Raw genomic sequence first — 17,053 nt, forward strand, 5'->3', positions numbered from 1 at the left:
TAGCCTTATGATCACAGAACATGTAAACCGGATCCCTGTCCATCTCGACGGGAAGACCATTTATGATATCGTACTGGAAGATTCTTTTGACGCCCTTGCAAAGGAGATCTCCGCGCTGGGCACTGAGAAGAAAAAGATCTGCATCATCGCGGATTCCAACGTGTCTGACTTGTATCTTGATGAAGTGACAAAGATCCTTTCCGGTTGCTGCCGTGAGGTCACATCCTACGTGTTCCCGGCAGGAGAAGAGAATAAGAACCTGAAGACAGTCCAGGGCGCTTACGAGCACCTGATCTTAAACCATTATGACAGAAAGGATCTTCTTGTGGCTTTAGGCGGCGGTGTCACGGGAGACCTCTGCGGATTTGTGGCTGCAACCTATCTCCGCGGCGTGGATTTTGTCCAGATCCCGACAACACTGTTGTCCCAGGTGGACTCCGGAATAGGCGGAAAGACCGGTGTAGACTTTGATTCCTACAAAAATATGGTAGGCGCTTTCCACATGCCGAAGCTTGTATACACGAATGTGTCCGTACTTCGCACACTTCCGGACGATCAGTTCTCCGGCGGCATGGGAGAGGTCATCAAGCACGGCCTGATCCTCGATAAAGAGTACTTTGACTGGATCCAGACGAACAGGGCGAAGATCCTCGCAAAAGACGCGGACACCTTAAAGCTTCTGATCCAGGGCAGTGATTTCATCAAGCGTGAGATTGTTGAGATCGACCCGACGGAACAGAATGAGCGCGCGACCTTAAACTTTGGCCACACATTAGGCCATGCCATTGAGAAATTAAAGAACTTTACGATGCTTCACGGCCACTGTGTTGCTGTCGGTGCCCTAGCTGCCATGAATATCTGCAAAGAGCGCGGACTTGTAAAACAGGATGAGATCGACGCATACAAGGCACTGATGGAGTATTTCTTTATCCCGACATCCATTTCCGGCCTTAATACGGAGGAAGTCATCGCTGCGACAAAAAATGATAAGAAAATGGAAGCCGGCGTTATCAAGTTTATTCTTTTAGACCGTGTGGGTCATGCCTATATCGACCGCACCGTCACGAAGGATGAGATGGAGCGTGCCCTGGCAACTATTTTCAGATAGGAGTTTTTATGAATACCATCGGAAAACGCTACGGCATTCTTGCCGTATGTTCCGCCCTGCTCATCGCTCTGGACCAGTGGGCGAAGAGTATGGCTTACAACACGCTGCGGGTCAATGGGCCGCTTGTGCTGATCAAGGGAGTCTTTGAGCTTCTGTACTCGGAAAACAGGGGCGCTGCCTTTGGAATTCTTCAGGGAAAACAGTGGTTTTTCTTCCTGGTTGCTGCGGCTGTCGTGATCGCGGTCCTTGTTTTTGTGGCAAAGCTTCCTTCCGGGAACCGGTATCTGCCGCTCTATATTTCCATGGTCCTTCTTCTTTCCGGCGCGGTCGGAAACCTGATCGACCGTGCGGTGAGAGGATTTGTGGTGGACTTCTTCTACTTCAGCCTCATCGATTTCCCGATCTTTAATGTGGCAGACTGTTATGTAGTCTGCGCGGCCGGACTTCTGATCCTTCTCATCGGCTTTTTCTATAAGGAAGATGAACTTTCCTTCCTTTCATCGAAAAAAGGAGAATAACCAGTGAGAGAAGAATATTTTGTGACGGAGGAGACGGCGGGAGACCGGATCGATAAGTTCCTTGCGGAACAGTATGAGAATCTTTCACGCTCTTTCCTCCAGAAGCTTTTAAAATCAGGGGAAGTTATGGTAGATGGACGCCCGGTGAAGGCAAGCTACAAGGTGGCTGAGGGGGATCTGATCTCCTTCGAGGTGCCGGAGGCTGTGGAGCCGGAGATCGTGCCGGAGGATATTCCACTGGATATTTTATATGAGGACCATGATGTGATCCTTGTAAATAAGCCGAAGGGGATGGTGGTTCATCCGGCTGCTGGACATTATACGGGGACATTGGTGAATGCGCTGATGTTTCACTGTAAGGAAGACCTCTCCGGGATCAACGGAGTTCTGCGCCCGGGAATCGTCCACAGGATCGATATGGACACCACTGGCGTCATCATTGCATGCAAGAATGATCTCGCCCACAATTCCATAGCGGCACAGTTAAAAGAACATTCCATCACCCGCCGCTATCAGGCGATCGTCCACGGTGTCTTAAAAGATGAGGAGGGCGTCATCGATGCGCCAATCGGAAGAAGCCCGAAAGACAGAAAGAAGATGGCGATCAATTACAATAACGGAAAATCCGCAGTGACCCATTACAAGGTGCTCACACGGTTCAAGGATTTCACCCATATCGAGTGCCGCCTGGAGACGGGTAGAACGCACCAGATCCGCGTCCATATGGCAAGCATTGGACATCCGCTCTTGGGTGATGCCGTTTATGGTCCGGCGAAATGCCCGTATAAGCTTCAGGGGCAGACGCTGCACGCAGGGATTTTAGGGTTCGTGCATCCGCGGACGGGGGAGTATATGGAGTTTTCGGCACCGTTGCCGGAATATTTTGAGGAGCTTTTGAGAAAATTGCCGGGATAATTTTTCCCGGCTTTTTTGTGCAATAAGAAATTCCTCGAAACGTGCCAATGATGCGCACTCGCACGAGGATGTGGATTGTCGCAAGCGACCGCGCTCGGCGCGAGAATGTGCCTTGGCACATTCTTACTTATTCTGCTTTATGCATATACTGATACAAAAATTCAGAAAATTTACGGGATAACTCTTGCATATTGACTGCAATTTTTGTATAATATAGCTATCAGAAAGCTTGATGACAGAAAGGAGCTGTGGCATATGAGTGATAACCTTATTATTACGATCGGAAGAGAATGCGGAAGCGGAGGAAGACATATCGGGCAGGCATTAGCAGAAAAACTCGGTGTAAAATGTTATGACAAAGAGCTCCTAAATCTGGCCGCAAAAGAGAGCGGTCTCTGTAAAGAGCTGTTTGAGACCCACGACGAGAAGCCGACGAGCAGTTTCTTATATTCCCTGGTAATGGATACATATTCCCTTGGATATACGAACTCTGCATATATGGATATGCCGATCAACCACAAGATCTTCCTTGCGCAGTTTGATACGATCAAAAACCTTGCGGACAAGGAATCCTGCGTAATTATCGGACGCTGTGCTGACTACGCGCTGGCTGATTATCCGAACGTGGTATCCGTATTTATTACAGCCAACGAGGACGTGAAGATCAGGACTTTGATGGAACGCCATAAGATTTCTGAGTCCCAGGCGAAGGATGTCATGATCAAGACCGATAAAAAACGTGCCAGTTACTATAACTATTATTCCAGTAAGCGCTGGGGCGATTCCAAGAGCTACGATCTCTGCATGAACAGCAGCAAGATCGGTTATGACGGAGTTGTGAAGATGATCCAGGATTTTGTGGAGATCAAGAAAGGTTATAAGAAGTAAGTGATATTAAGATTGGGCAGGGAGCAGAGTTAAATCTGTTGCCTGCCCGTTTCTTTGTGGAAAAAAGGAAAGATCCCGACTATATCCCGAATGATCCAATGGAAATTGAGCATGTAGACGAATTTTTGAAGCTGATGGCAGTTTTAACGGGCGATAATCGATATGTTGATATCGTGAAGCTCGATGGAAAGGAGATTGTAAACATGTGTGATGTTGCAACGAGATTAGAGAATCTTGGTATACAGAAAGGTCTTGCGGCCTACCAGCAGCATCTCCGGGAGTATAAGGGAAAAACGACCACAGCGGCACCGAGTCCGGGTGAGTGGGAGGAGGCCTTCGGCGATGCGGATGTCATCTTCTGCTTCACGCTGGCTTCGGTGGATAATTTCGCGAAGAACGGCCGTGTGAGTCACGTGATCGCGAAGGGCATCGGCCTCATAGGCATCCGGATCGTAGGCACCGCGGGCCCGGAGGGAACGCTCGACTTCAAGGGCAAGTGCCGTGGCGATAAGAAGGTGCTGGTACTGATTCTCGAGAAGATGAAGGAACTCGGATACAACGGCGGCAGGGTCATCATCGCGCACAACCAGAACGAGGCGGCGGCGCTTCAGCTCAAGATGCGGATCGAGGAGCTGTTCGGTACCTTCAATGGCGTGATCCACCCGGAGCGGGCGCTGTGCTGCTACTATGCAGAGCCGGGCTCGGTGATGGTCGGGTTTGAAGCATAAACGTGTCGAAGTGGCTGAAGAATGCGGCTTTGAGATGACTGGCTTTAAGGCGTAAAAGCCGACGTATAAAGAATAGAAGGACAGATACTGGAAGGATCGTCCTGTTTATGGGGCAGATCTGAGAGTCTGTCCTTTTTTGATTTAAGTAAAAGCCGGCATAGATCTCATCTTGATGCTTTGAAATGTAAAATATTCTTGACATAATGACGCATCCAATATATACTATAGATGTAAAATATATTTTACATTATGTCGGAAGGAGGACGACGGATATGTCAGAGATTTTATCATTTACGGCTGCATTTATCGCGGTTCAGATATTCAAGATCATCATGTTTAAGAAGGATAAGGATTACAGTGGTTATGATGAGCGGCAGGAACTGATTCGAGGGAGAGCATTTCGCTACGGCTTTTTGACATTGGCCTTCTCGCTTGCGGCAGTGATGCTGTGGGAGGAGTGCGTGGGTGCACTGCCGATCGAGTTTTCACTCCTCATGATGGCCTGCCTCATGGTGGGATGTCTGGTGGTCATCCTCTATGATATCTGGAAGGATGCGTACTGGGGCATCCGGCAGGCGTCGGGCTCGAACGCAGCCATCGTGCTCATGGTGGCGGTGATGGTGATGCAGTACCTGAGTTTCCGGGGGCATGCCAGTGCTGGCGACGTGATCGTCGATGGCATCCTCACCTGGGATGGCGGCATCTATCTCCTGATCTTTGCGTTCTTCGCGCTGATCATCGTGAACCTGCTGCTGAAAGCGTGGGTGGACAAACGGGGAGGTTCGGCGGAATGAAAAACCGGACGATGAAATTCGTGAAAAATGGTGTCGATCGGTGGGAGGTCTGCTGAAATGAAAAACCTGAAGATGAAATCGGCGCGGGCGGCGCTGGATCTGTCGCAACAGCAGCTGGCGGATCTCGTCGGCGTGTCGCGGCAGACCATCAACGCCATCGAAAAGGGCGATTATAACCCGACGATCCGACTCTGCATCGCGATCTGCAGGGCGCTGAACCGGACACTGGACGAACTGTTCTGGGAGGAGCCGTGAACCTGGCTTCAAAAACGTTTGAAATGAAGGAAAAGACTCCTTAGGATGAAAGAGAAGAAGCGGATTTGATTGATTAGAGCGCGGATTGATGTATGGTGACAAAATGGAGAAGATCAGATTTCAGATATGTGAAAAGGAGCTTACGCTGTATCCGGCGCAGGGAGAAAACCGGCCACTGATCGTTTTCAATACGGTGATGGGAGACGGGGAAGAGCTTGCGCAGGCGATGCGGGCGATGGATGCGCCGGACTGCAATCTGCTGGTGGTCGGAAAGCTTCAGTGGTATCACGATATGACGCCGTGGAGTTGTCCGCCGCTGTCGAAGCGGGGTCCGGCTGCTACGGGAGGAGCGGATGCCTATCTGGAGACATTGGCGTCGGAAATCGTGCCGGCAGCCAGGAAAAAAATCCGGGGAAGCGCGCCGTACGTCGGCATCGCCGGGTACTCGCTGGCTGGGCTTTTTGCGCTCTATGCGATGTACCGCTGCGACTGCTTCGCGTGGGTGGCCAGCATGTCCGGCTCCCTGTGGTTTCCGAAGTTCCGGGAATACGTGCTTCGGCATGAACTGATGCGGCAACCGGAGATGCTCTACATGTCGCTAGGGGATGCCGAGGCGAAGACGAAGCATGCGGTACTGAAAACCGTGCAGGAAAATACGGAGGCGATCGTCAGGCACTATCAGGAGGTCGGCGTGGATGTGCGCTGGGAGCTGAACCCCGGAAATCACTTCCGGGACGTGGCGATGCGAAGCGCAAAAGGTATCAAGGCGTTACTGGAAGCGTGAAGAATGAACTGCGTTTATAAAGAATGGCATCGAAAACGTAACCGATTTCGATACCATTTGGGCATAAAGCAGAGCTGCCGCCCAGCAAAAAATATTTGCTAATGCGACAGCCCCTAATAATATTGAATATAAATTTGGTAATTATTCCACCGTCACAGATTTCGCCAGATTTCTCGGCTGATCCACATCGAGGCCTTTCTGGACGGAAGCGTAGTAGGCGATGAGCTGGAGGACGACGGCGATCGGGAATACGGTGAATTTATCATCTTCCTTCGGGATGCGGATGATCACATCGGCGATTCCCTCGTCGACAGCGGTATCTTCCGTTACAAGGAGTACCACATAGGCACCTCTCGCCTTTACCTCACGGATGTTGGAGATGGTCTTTGCGAAGATGTGTTTCTGGGTCGCGATGGCGATCACCGGGACATGGTCTGTGATCAGGGCGATGGTTCCGTGCTTTAATTCACCTGCTGCGTAAGCCTCCGCGTGGATGTAGGAGATCTCCTTTAACTTTAACGCGCCTTCTAAGGAGAACGCGTAGTCCATGCCGCGGCCGATAAAGAACACATCCGGGTAATTCACGATGTGGGTGACGATCTCATTGATCGTATTCTCATCGCGGATCATGGTCTCCATAGCGGAAGCGCAGTTTAAGAGATCACTCATGAACTGCTCTGCATGTTCCTCCGTGTATACGCCGCGTACAAGTGCCATACGGCAGAAGAGAAGATAGAGGGCAGCGATCTGTACCGTGTAGGCCTTCGTGCTCGCCACGGCGATCTCAGGACCTCCATGGGTATAGATCACGTAGTCGCTCTCGCGGGCGATCGTGGATCCCTTTACGTTTACAACTGAAATTACAGTGGAACCGCATTCCCTTGCGAGGCGGAGTGCCGCCAGGGTATCGATGGTCTCGCCGGACTGGGAGATCACGATGGTGAGGGTCGAATCATCGATCAGCGGCTCCTCGTAGCGGAACTCAGAGGCGATGGACACGGTCACCGGAATTCTGAGGCGCGGCTCAATGAGGGCTCTCGCCACCATTCCCGCATGCATGGCAGTTCCACAGGCGATGATACGGATATTTGTGATCCGCTTTAAGAGCTCATCCGGGATCTTCTCATCGGAGAGGTCCGGGAGACCTTTTGTGAGGCGCGGAAGAATCGTCTTTTTTAATACTTCCGGCTGCTCGTGGATCTCCTTCATCATGAAATGCGGGAAGCCGTTCTTCATGGCTGCGTCCGTGTTCCAGGATGCCTCGAGGATCTCCGGCTCCACCTTTGTACCGTCAAGCTCGTAGAGGCTCGCGTGGTAGGCAGTGAGTTGTACGATCTTTCCTTCCGGGACAACAAAGTATTTTTTTGAGTACGGAAGAAGAGCCGTCAGGTCAGAGGCGATCATGGCTCCGGAAGCTGTGTAAGCGGCTACAAGCGGGCTTACGTTTCTCACTGCATAAATTTCACCCGGCCGGTCCTCAAACATGATACAGAAGGCGTAGGAACCTTCCAGCTGTCTTAAGAACTCATGGATGGAGGAGAACGGGTCACCGTTGTAGATCTCGTTTAAGGTCGCAGCGGCAACTTCCGTGTCTGTCTGGGAATGGAGCTTTCCCTCCAGGTGGTATTTTGCTGTCAGGGCATGGTAGTTCTCGATGATGCCGTTATGGATCATCGTCACTTTTCCTGCCACATGCGGATGGGCATTCTCACTTGTCACGCCGCCGTGGGTCGCCCAGCGGGTGTGGCCGATTCCGCAATGGGAAACGATGGGATCTTCCTCGCATACTTTGCGCAGGGCAGCAACTTTTCCGACTTTTTTGATAAAGTGGATTTTTGAGTTCTCGTCAAATAAAGCGATTCCCGCGCTGTCGTAGCCGCGGTACTCAAGCTGGGTGAGACCATTGAGCAGTACTGTCTGCGCGTCTAAAGGACCGCAGTATCCGATAATTCCACACATATATTTTCATCTCCAGTTTTTCGTTATGTAATATTAGACTATGTTTCACACGGTATCATGCTATCTTGAGGTCCCCTGCGGGACATTCCTAATGTTCAGAAGGGACGCAGAAACCTTCCTGTAAGCAAGCTTACGGGACATTCCTGTATCCCCCCTGACGACTGCACGAGCCAACTTGTTACGATTATAGTATTAAATGGCTGGAAAGTCAATCCGCGCCTGTTTCCATAGGGAAAATTAAAGAAATCTTAACAAATTTTCCTTTCCCTATATGTTATACTAACTCCGTTATATTTACATAATGCAGGAGATGTACGCTCGAAAATGAAGTTGAACGACCATTTAGATTTTCATAAATTACCTTTTGATAAGGAAAAAATCCGCGAGCAGGTGGAGAAGATCGCCGCAGACTGCATGCACTGGGTGACAGGCAGGCAGAATGCGAGACCGCTTTTAGCGATGGTTTTATGTACCTGTATCGCGTTTTCCGCCATGCTTCCCTATATTCCGGTGATCGCCCCGGCGGAGACCAGCACGGAGCGGATCTATGAGCCGGAGACCGTCGATATTCTCGAGGATCCTACAGAAAATGCGACGGATGAGACTACAGCGGAGATCGATCCGGATGCACCGGCTCCATATAAATTAAACTTTTCGAACATGTACGAGGAGGGATCGGAGACCAGCTATGCGGAGATCCTGATGAAGGAATTGATCCAAAAGGACTCCAAGTGGTTTGCCGCGATCTATGACATGGCAAACAAAGCTCCGGCAAAGCTTGCCCCGTCCTTTGGCCGCAAGGCGTCCTCTGTTCTCGGACAGTATAACCCGACCTCGAAGACTCAGGATAAGAACAATCCGGCTTCCTGGTATGTGGAGCATTTTAAGAATGTCAAGGTTACGTTTTACAACGGCGACGGCGAGGTCACGTCCGCAGTGTCAAATGCCCAGGATATTCTTTCCATGGCAAGTGTTTATGCGTTTTATAACGGGATCACGGATCTTGACACGATCCGCACCTATGTGAATGACCTCTGGACGAAGTCCCATTCCTACCAGGCATCCCTTGGAAATGTCTATTACTGCGACGGCTGCGTGGATCCGAACGCGTCTGCGGAAGAGGGAGATTCCGAGCTGGAAGGCGAGGATACCTTTGTATCCGGACGAAATATCGACACGGAGATCCGAACAGACGCAGGCGATGAGGTCATCGACCAGGCCGGAGATACGGTTTCTGTAAACGGCGAGAGCCACAGTGATGGTTCCACCGCATCAGGTTCCGCCCAGGATTCCTCCGCACATACGTCCATGGTGGCTGAAACAACGACAGTTCCTCCGTCGGCTGCAAACCATACAGAAGGTGCCGAGACGAAAGAATCCACTACAAGCGCCCTGGATTCCCTGGCTGAGACGGCTGAGAGCGTGATCCAGGAGACCACAAAGAAAGCGACGATCATCCGCGTGGAGGATAAGACCGAGGCAGCCACGAAAGCTCCGGAGACGGAAGCTTCAACGACTGCAGCACCGACAACGAAAGAGGAGACGGTTCGCGAAACCACTGCTCCTTCCACGGAAGGAACGGAAGAGACTTCAGTGAAGATCATCCGAGTCGGCAGCAATGAAGAAGCGGACCATGAATATTCCGGTTATGCTGTCCGGGCGGCAGCGGAAGAGCAGAATGCGGAGACATTCCTTTTAGAGCCGGAAACGGCGGCAGGAAGTGAAGCAGTCAGTGAAACCGGTGGTCTGGAACAGGCAGCCGAAGTAGAAGAGAGCGCTGCCAACGGATATAGTGTCCATACGGCGGCTGCATCCCATGCACTAATCTGTCCCGGACATATCGATCTGAAGATCTCAGCGACCATCCGCACACTCAACGAAAATTCAAATCTTTACAGTGTCGATGACACAGGAAACACTGTGGGAGAGACGGAGTCCGTATCCGCGGACGGAACCGGCTGGGAGGGCTGGAACAGGAGAATGACTGCTTTTGTGAGCCATATCAACCGTCAGGACTGGACGGAAACATATGGGCTCAACGTAATCGTGGAGGGCACGAGAGCGCCGCTCTCAACGACGGAGATTGACTCCTACATGAGCAGACTTCCAAAAGATACTTCAGAGACGAGAAAGAATATTATCCGGTACGCCCTTCAGTCTGTCGGAAAAGTTCCGTATTACTGGGGTGGAAAGGCCAGCGCCCAGAATTATACTGGCAACAATTTCGGTTCCGTCACGATCCCGGATCACAAGGGACGTATCTTAAAGGGACTCGACTGCTCCGGATGGGTCAACTGGGTATACTGGTCCGTCACAGGAACGCATCTGCCGTATGAAGGCACAGAGGGCTTAAGGACTCTTGGACGGCAGGTAAAACGCCAGGATTTGAAGCCGGGCGATATTGTGGTAATCACGGGATCCACGCCGCATGTTATCATGTTCCTCGGATTTACCTCAAACGGACAGATCCAGTGTGTCCATGAGACGGGTTCCGCGAACAATGTCACAATTGGCGTGATGAACGCGAACTGGCCGTATTATAGAAATCTGCTGGATTAATGGAATGTAGTTCTGGGAATTAACCGATTTGTCTGGTTCTGGGGACTAAAAAGTAATTTTAAATAATTTGATCTGTATGAAATTGATTTGATGATTGTGATGAACATTTTTGTGCGGATCATGTGCAGCACCTTCTTTACAGCACATCAGGGGTCTAGAAAGACTGGAATGCGGCTGGAGAGAAGGTGCTTGCTTTAGTTGCCGATAACGAAAGTGAAGAAAAAGAATTAATAAAAATTGAATCGAGGCAGTTCTGCGCTGATAATTGGATACGCTGAAGAAAATATGGCGGGAGTGGATTGAAAGGAAAATTTTTTGGATGCTTATAAGAGAAAAAATTACAGATAATTAACTAAAATATAAACAATATATTACGCATTATGAAGATATGAAGAAGTGTATTGAAAGCAGTACAATTTGATAATATAATTCAAAAAAAGGAAAGAGTAACGCGGACTGCACCAAGACAGGAGGCAGTATGGGCAAGGAGAAAATTAAAATAAGATATATCATTTTCGTGCTGATAACCATGGGCGTAATATTTTTTGGAAAAATAACTAGGCTTGATAATTTAAACGCAGAAAAAATCGCCGGGATCATACTCGTGTCCCCACCTTATAAAAAGAGAATAACAGGTCAGCAAAAGATTGAAGAATTTACAATCCTGTTTAATGACAGAAAAAAGAAACCTGTATTCTCAATCACTCCACCCAAATGGCCGGGACAAAGGAGCCATTATATCAATGGAAACATACCAATATAATATTATTTTTTGCGGGGAGAACATTACGGTGAACAGACCAAAATATGTCATGGACAAATCGATACATTTTGAGTTGGATCAGTTCCTGAAAAATATAATTAATAAAGCCCCATTAAGATGGATGCCTCCCGGATAAGGAGGTCGCTATGATGAATAAATCCGTAAAAACATGGTTTCTGTGGCAAAGAGCTATATGGCAGTAACATATGAATGTGAATAGGAAAGTTTGTTTCATATAACATATGAAAACAAAAGGATTAACGAATATTGAAAAGGAGATGATTCCAATGGATATGTCCCATGTAGATAACCAGCACTGCACACTAAGTAACGAGACATACTAAACAATGAAAAGGAGAGCACTCTATGAAAAAAAGATTTCTGGTACTCTGCAGCATGACACTATTCCTCTTGTCTGCCTATTCATCCACCTCTTTTGCAGATCAAAAGGCGGGGGAATCTAAAACCTATACGGTAGATGATATCAATAATGGTTTCACCAATTATTTAGTATAAATTAAACATAACTTTGAACTTCACAGCAAGAGGGAAAAATGAAAAAAACAAAGTTTGAGATTTTGATTTTTATATGTATGATACTTTTGGGATTAGGGTGTTTTCTTATTGCCACGAAAAATAACCAATATAATTTTTTCGAGGATATTTTATCACGTTATCCCGAAGAGAATATTGCAGGAACTCTTATGGTAGATTTAACACATGATGGTAATGATGAGTTACTTGTTATAAGCCAGGATGCCTTGGAAATCACATTGGAAATATATGCTATAATAGATGGCAATCCTATTGTAATATATAAAGACCATGCCTCTGATAGCCATGCTGGATGGCGTTGGTACTATTTAACGGTTGTTGACCATAAAAACTATATTCTACAGTATACACCTGAGATATGGAATGGCATAGGAAATTACCATTTTGAAATATTTTCCTTTAATCAGAAGGGCCAGAAAGAAATATTAGAGACAGAGGAACTGCCATATGATTCGATACATACTTCAGAGGATAATAAGCAGGATTTATTAATCAAAACACAGAATTTTAAAGCTATCTATGAAAAATGGCAAACCAACAGCATACCATTGATTACCATAGGCAGCGATCCGCTAACCGGTGATAATGATAATTATGTCCTGGAGAAAAAAAGTAATATTGAATAATTCCTATATAATTCCGAAAAAATAGTAGAAAAGCGGGATTTCCATGTGATTGTGATAAGTGTCCTACATCTTTGTGACATGTTTACCTACATCGACAATATATTATGGCATTTTTTGTTTTGAAAGCCGGAATATTGACATTGGGGATGGAATAGAGTATGATATGGATAGATTTCCAACTATTCGTGAAAGAACAGTTTATCGAATAGTTATGGTGAAATTCCGGTGATTTACCATGTTTTCCATGAAATGAGGTTTTCTAATGAAATTACAAAGACTTTTAAGCCTGGTTCGTCAGGCTGTTGATGATTATACTCTCATCGATGATCAGGATCATATTGCTGTCGGTGTCTCCGGCGGTAAGGACAGTCTGGCTCTTCTCTATGCGCTCCATGAACTGCAGCGCTTTTACCCGAAACATTTTACGCTTCATGCATTCACAGTCGATCTCGGATTCGGAATTCAGGATTTCAGCGGCATAAAGGCCTTTTGCAAAGGTTTTCAGGTACCGCTCACGATAATCCCCACCGAGATCGGGAAAATCGTTTTTGAGACCCGTAAAGAGTCCAATCCATGCTCTCTGTGTGCGAAAATGCGCAAAGGAGCCCTAAACCTTGAGGCAAAGGCCGCCGGATGCAATAAGATCGCTTACGCGCATCATAAGGATGATATTATTGAGACAATGCTGTTGTCTTTAATGTTCGAAGGACGTTTTTATACATTCCCGCCAAAGACATTTTTGGACCGCACAGAGCTTACTGTGATCCGCCCTCTCATGTATGTCTCTGAAGCTGATGTGATCGGATTTAAGAATAAGTATAATCTTCCTGTGTGCAAAAATCCATGCCCCGCGGATGGACATACAAAACGCGAATATGTTAAAAATTTAACCAGGCAGTTAAATAAAGATAATCCGGGAATTAAGGAACGGCTGTTTCATGCGGTGACATCTGGAAATATTGAAGGCTGGAATTCTGGGAATATCGGAATGGCTGGAACATTTGAGAAGGTGGATGATAAAGCCTGTCGATCGGAGATATCTGTGAAAATACAGAGAGATCAGACCGGTGTGGAAGAACAACTTTCCAGATCACATAATTGCCATGAAAATGACCGTGAAAGCAAGAATAAAAAGGAGGAATTCTGATGGCCACACTCTCCTACCATGAACAGAAGGATATTGAAAATATCAAGAAACTTCGGGAGCTGCAGAAGGAACTCCCTTCGTTCTGTTCCGATTTTTTCCGCGGAATCGAGACAAGCACGTCCACAAGAACCAGGATTGCCTACGCATATGATCTGAAAATATTTTTTCAGTTCTTAAAGACCGCCAATCCCGGCACCTTTGACAATCCGTCCCATACTCTCACACCGTCTGATCTTGAAAAGCTGACGGTGACAGATCTGGAGGAATATATTGATTATCTGAAATGTCATCCGAGTGATACAAATGAAGATGTTATAAATACAGAACGTGGACTCATGCGGAAGGTCTCTTCTCTCCGCAGCTTCTACAGCTATTTCTTCCGAAATGAGCGGATCGAGAAGAACCCCGCCGCCCTCGTGCGCATGCCGAAGCTCCACGAAAAGGAAATTATCCGTCTGGAGATCGATGAGGTGGCAAAGCTCCTCGATGAAGTTGAGGAAGGTGATAAACTGACCGAGAAACAGAAACTTTACCATGAGCGAACAAAAGTTCGAGACCTTGCAATGATGTCACTCCTCCTCGGAACCGGTATCCGTGTTTCTGAATGCGTTGGATTAAATATCAATGATATCGACCTTGATACCTGCGGTGCCAGAGTTTACCGGAAAGGCGGAAAGGAATCCGTGATCTACTTCAGCGATGAAGTTCGCGATGTACTGGAAGACTATCTGGATGAGCGCGAAATGATCGATGCCGTCCCGGGAAATGAGGATGCCCTCTTTCTCTCCATGCAGCGGAAACGGATCAACGTACGCAGCGTGGAAAATCTCGTAAAAAAATACGCGAAACTTGTCACACCGCTGAAAAAGATCACTCCACACAAGCTCCGCAGCACCTACGGTACAAGCCTATACCGGGAAACCGGCGATATCTACCTCGTCGCCTCCGTCTTAGGCCATAATGATGTCAATACGACCAGAAAACATTATGCTGCCCAGGAGGAAGAACGCAGACGGTCGGCGCGGAATGTTGTAAGACTGCGTGAAAGCTAAAAAAATTTTTCGATGAAAAAGACTAATTTCGTACTTTATTTCCGTGTAAAGTGAAAACTACCGTTAATCCGCTTTGACATGACATTTGCAACTTACTATGCCAAGAAACGCGGAGAAGGCAAACCACATCGAGTAGCCATTACTCATGTGGCCAAAAAGCTTATTAGAGTCATCTACGCATTGGAGAGGCAAGATATCGACTTTAATGCACAGAAGAGCCTGTGAAACTATCACCTCCCGAATCACACGCGCTCAAATGACAGATATCTCGTTCCCTGAAACGTAAGTTTCCCAATGTCGCCTTCCGCCAGCATTCCATATTCTGATATTGTCAATATTGGTTTACACTTTTTTCTCAAGGATGTTCGACCTATGCTGCCTCCTGTAATGAATCGTAGTATTGTTGACGCTTAATCATCGGAGGTAAGCCACCATTAGCAGAGCAGATTCTTCGGTTATTCCAATAGCTGATGAAATATCTCCAGATGAGTGTTTTTAACTGTTCTACTGTCATTGAAGTGGTATCATAACGTCCATAAAGTAATTCTTCTTTGAATCTTGCCCACATGCTTTCGCATCTGGCATTGTCGTGGCATCTGCCGCCAGCACTGTTCATGCTTTGGAGAATGCCATATTTGCTGATTGCTTTACGATATAACTCACTTGTGTACTGTGTTCCTCTGATACAGCATCAGGATATACTTCCAAAGTTGATGCTGTATCATAAAAGTAAGGGGCGGCAGCACTTTAGGCTGTCGCTCCTTGACTGCCTAACTGCAAAACCGGGCGGGGCTGTCAACGGCGGCTCTGCAAGAGCCGTTCATCTTGCCGTTGACTGGCTCGACTGGGTTTGCTATTCTTTAAGTGTTGTCTGTAAGTCGTTTGTAAAAATATCATCTCCGGCGCACAATCATTTTCTACCAAAGTAGCGGCATAAAAAATTTCATTGTCCTGCCTTTCAAAAATAAGAAGTTTCCATTTTTTTGACTGCAAATTCCGAGGCTGTCTCTTGTACAATTTCTAGTACATTGACATCTTCTGCTATATTTCCTTGACGGGGTTCCAGATCATTGTTAGTTACCACTTCTGCCTTGCCAGCGTCCGATGCACCATAAGAGAAATTTACTATGGTAGCATTGCTGTATTTTTCAAAAGCTGCATAGTATTCTTCTTCTGTAATTACATCTGTTTCCTCTCCTTTTTTCATGGTATAAGCAGCATTTCCACTTTCGTCAAATTGCTCATAAATCCCCTCTGCCAGTCTGAGCGAACCGGATTTTTCAATTTCAAAACGCTGCATATCGTGACCGGAAGCAGCATAAATACCTGTTTCATCATAGGCGATAGGATATGCTGTTCCCATACTTTCTATTGTTCCTATGTTTTTAACTTCTTTATCTATCAAATAATATACATCACAATTAAGTGCTGCCTGATTTCCCAAACCGTCATTATATACTTGTGAGGTAACAAGTAAAACAGGTAAAGAAGCATTTGTATCAATAATTGCAAAAAGCTCATTATCTTCCAATCCTCCGACGGTTTCTCCATAAATAGCAGCGTTTTCACTACCTTTTTCTCCACATGCACATAAAGAAAAGATTAACACACATAAAGCCATATATGAAATAAACTTCTTTGCCTTATACATATTTTCAGTCTCCTTTTTTTCTTCTTTCAATGGTATAACTTATGAACAATATCACTCCGATTGCTGCCGCAATAATAGACGGTATCATTAACCGCATATAATCAATAGGGGCATTTTCGTATTGTCCTGTAACGATATATCGGTATAGCATATACTGGGTACTAAGTGTTGTGCTTTGTAGCGCAATTACATAGGCGAAATTTAATATGCTAACCATAATAAAAATCAGACCACTAATTAGCAACTGCGTCATTTTTCTGTTATGAAGATTTATTTTCATCAAATCTTCTAAAGTTATTTGCTCATCAGTTTTGTTTGCCACACCTGCTTCTCCTTCCTTTAGCAAATCATCTAATGACACATGAAAAATTCTGCTTATTTTAACGATACTTTCTAAATCAGGGGAAGTGCTATCTGACTCCCATTTGGAAATAGTCTGTCTGGATACGTTAAGTTTTTCTGCTAATTGTTCTTGTGTCATTCCCGAAAGTTTCCTTAATTGGTTGATTTTATTTCCAATTTCCATTTTGTGTCCTCCTTTAAGAGCAATTTTAAATAAAATAAACAATTTTTTCTATCAACATTGCTTTACATTTGCGCTCAAAATAATAACATTTATGAAATTGCTTGTTTTTCTGCACTTTAAGTGTTCATATAAAGGCATTTAAAATTATGATATTGTCAATATTGGTTGACACATTTATCTCAAAGATATCATTTCCTATGCAGCCAGGCCCAGAGATTGGTAGTA

The 17,053-nt window shown here is 46.5% G+C and carries 17 protein-coding genes and 2 pseudogenes; 14 read left to right on the forward strand and 5 right to left on the reverse strand.

The features are described from left to right. Positions 1–7: 7 nt before the first annotated feature. The 8 genes from aroB (at position 8) to GPK83_RS12825 (ending at position 5,990) form a co-directional block, all read left to right on the forward strand. Positions 8–1,108, forward strand: coding sequence for a 3-dehydroquinate synthase (gene aroB, locus GPK83_RS12790; protein WP_215704942.1), 1,101 nt, complete (start codon positions 8–10; stop codon positions 1,106–1,108). An 8-nt stretch (positions 1,109–1,116) separates the two neighbouring features. After that, positions 1,117–1,626: a signal peptidase II gene (gene lspA / locus GPK83_RS12795; RefSeq protein WP_117567198.1), complete on the forward strand. Its 510-nt coding sequence runs from the start codon at positions 1,117–1,119 to the stop codon at positions 1,624–1,626. Between the two features lie 3 nt (positions 1,627–1,629). Further along, entirely contained in the window at positions 1,630–2,541 is a 912-nt protein-coding gene (locus GPK83_RS12800; protein WP_215704943.1) for an RluA family pseudouridine synthase, read from the forward strand. A 255-nt stretch (positions 2,542–2,796) separates the two neighbouring features. Continuing rightward, complete coding sequence (locus GPK83_RS12805; protein WP_015554533.1) at positions 2,797–3,429, forward strand: cytidylate kinase-like family protein; 633 nt, start codon at positions 2,797–2,799, stop codon at positions 3,427–3,429. Positions 3,430–3,527: 98 nt separating this feature from the next. Beyond that, a complete protein-coding gene (locus GPK83_RS12810; protein WP_252196350.1) occupies positions 3,528–4,157 on the forward strand; it encodes a DegV family protein in 630 nt (209 codons plus the stop codon). 272 nt (positions 4,158–4,429) lie between these two features. After that, positions 4,430–4,951 (forward strand): hypothetical protein, encoded by a 522-nt coding sequence (locus GPK83_RS12815; RefSeq protein WP_117514894.1) that lies wholly within the window; start codon positions 4,430–4,432, stop codon positions 4,949–4,951. Positions 4,952–5,008: 57 nt separating this feature from the next. Next, on the forward strand, positions 5,009–5,206 hold the full coding sequence (locus GPK83_RS12820) for a helix-turn-helix transcriptional regulator (protein WP_117498577.1): 198 nt from the start codon (positions 5,009–5,011) through the stop codon (positions 5,204–5,206). 88 nt (positions 5,207–5,294) lie between these two features. Beyond that, positions 5,295–5,990 (forward strand): alpha/beta hydrolase-fold protein, encoded by a 696-nt coding sequence (locus GPK83_RS12825; protein WP_252196351.1) that lies wholly within the window; start codon positions 5,295–5,297, stop codon positions 5,988–5,990. Positions 5,991–6,131: 141 nt separating this feature from the next. Here the strand turns inward: GPK83_RS12825 and glmS are convergent, their stop codons facing one another. Continuing rightward, a complete protein-coding gene (gene glmS, locus GPK83_RS12830) occupies positions 6,132–7,949 on the reverse strand; it encodes a glutamine--fructose-6-phosphate transaminase (isomerizing) (protein WP_215704944.1) in 1,818 nt (605 codons plus the stop codon). 324 nt (positions 7,950–8,273) lie between these two features. Between glmS and GPK83_RS12835 the strand changes: the two genes are divergently transcribed. From GPK83_RS12835 to GPK83_RS12860, 6 genes and pseudogenes are all read left to right on the forward strand, one after another. After that, positions 8,274–10,508: an NlpC/P60 family protein gene (locus tag GPK83_RS12835; protein ID WP_215704945.1), complete on the forward strand. Its 2,235-nt coding sequence runs from the start codon at positions 8,274–8,276 to the stop codon at positions 10,506–10,508. 478 nt (positions 10,509–10,986) lie between these two features. Continuing rightward, entirely contained in the window at positions 10,987–11,271 is a 285-nt protein-coding gene (locus GPK83_RS12840) for a hypothetical protein (RefSeq protein WP_021905074.1), read from the forward strand. Between the two features lie 366 nt (positions 11,272–11,637). Continuing rightward, positions 11,638–11,787, forward strand: a complete 150-nt coding sequence (locus tag GPK83_RS12845) for a hypothetical protein (protein WP_158553069.1) — start codon at positions 11,638–11,640, stop codon at positions 11,785–11,787. A gap of 38 nt (positions 11,788–11,825) precedes the next feature. Then, positions 11,826–12,452, forward strand: coding sequence for a hypothetical protein (locus tag GPK83_RS12850; protein WP_215704946.1), 627 nt, complete (start codon positions 11,826–11,828; stop codon positions 12,450–12,452). Between the two features lie 262 nt (positions 12,453–12,714). Continuing rightward, positions 12,715–13,422 (forward strand): annotated as a pseudogene (locus GPK83_RS12855) (tRNA 2-thiocytidine biosynthesis TtcA family protein); the annotation flags it as partial. Between the two features lie 176 nt (positions 13,423–13,598). Further along, on the forward strand, positions 13,599–14,651 hold the full coding sequence (locus GPK83_RS12860; protein ID WP_021905077.1) for a tyrosine-type recombinase/integrase: 1,053 nt from the start codon (positions 13,599–13,601) through the stop codon (positions 14,649–14,651). 242 nt (positions 14,652–14,893) lie between these two features. Here the strand turns inward: GPK83_RS12860 and GPK83_RS12865 are convergent. The 4 genes and pseudogenes from GPK83_RS12865 to GPK83_RS12880 form a co-directional block, all read right to left on the reverse strand. Then, positions 14,894–14,986: pseudogene (locus tag GPK83_RS12865) on the reverse strand (DUF2500 family protein); the annotation flags it as partial. Between the two features lie 35 nt (positions 14,987–15,021). Beyond that, positions 15,022–15,267, reverse strand: a complete 246-nt coding sequence (locus GPK83_RS12870) for an integrase core domain-containing protein (protein WP_006855993.1) — start codon at positions 15,265–15,267, stop codon at positions 15,022–15,024. A gap of 342 nt (positions 15,268–15,609) precedes the next feature. Continuing rightward, positions 15,610–16,302 carry a hypothetical protein gene (locus GPK83_RS12875; RefSeq protein WP_215704947.1) on the reverse strand — a complete coding sequence of 231 codons (693 nt, stop codon included), beginning with the start codon at positions 16,300–16,302 and terminating at the stop codon, positions 15,610–15,612. 4 nt (positions 16,303–16,306) lie between these two features. After that, complete coding sequence (locus GPK83_RS12880) at positions 16,307–16,828, reverse strand: helix-turn-helix domain-containing protein (RefSeq protein WP_252196353.1); 522 nt, start codon at positions 16,826–16,828, stop codon at positions 16,307–16,309. Positions 16,829–17,053: the final 225 nt, after the last annotated feature.

The organism is Clostridium sp. MCC328 (assembly GCF_018785465.1).
Lineage (GTDB): Bacteria > Bacillota > Clostridia > Lachnospirales > Lachnospiraceae > Pilosibacter > Pilosibacter fragilis.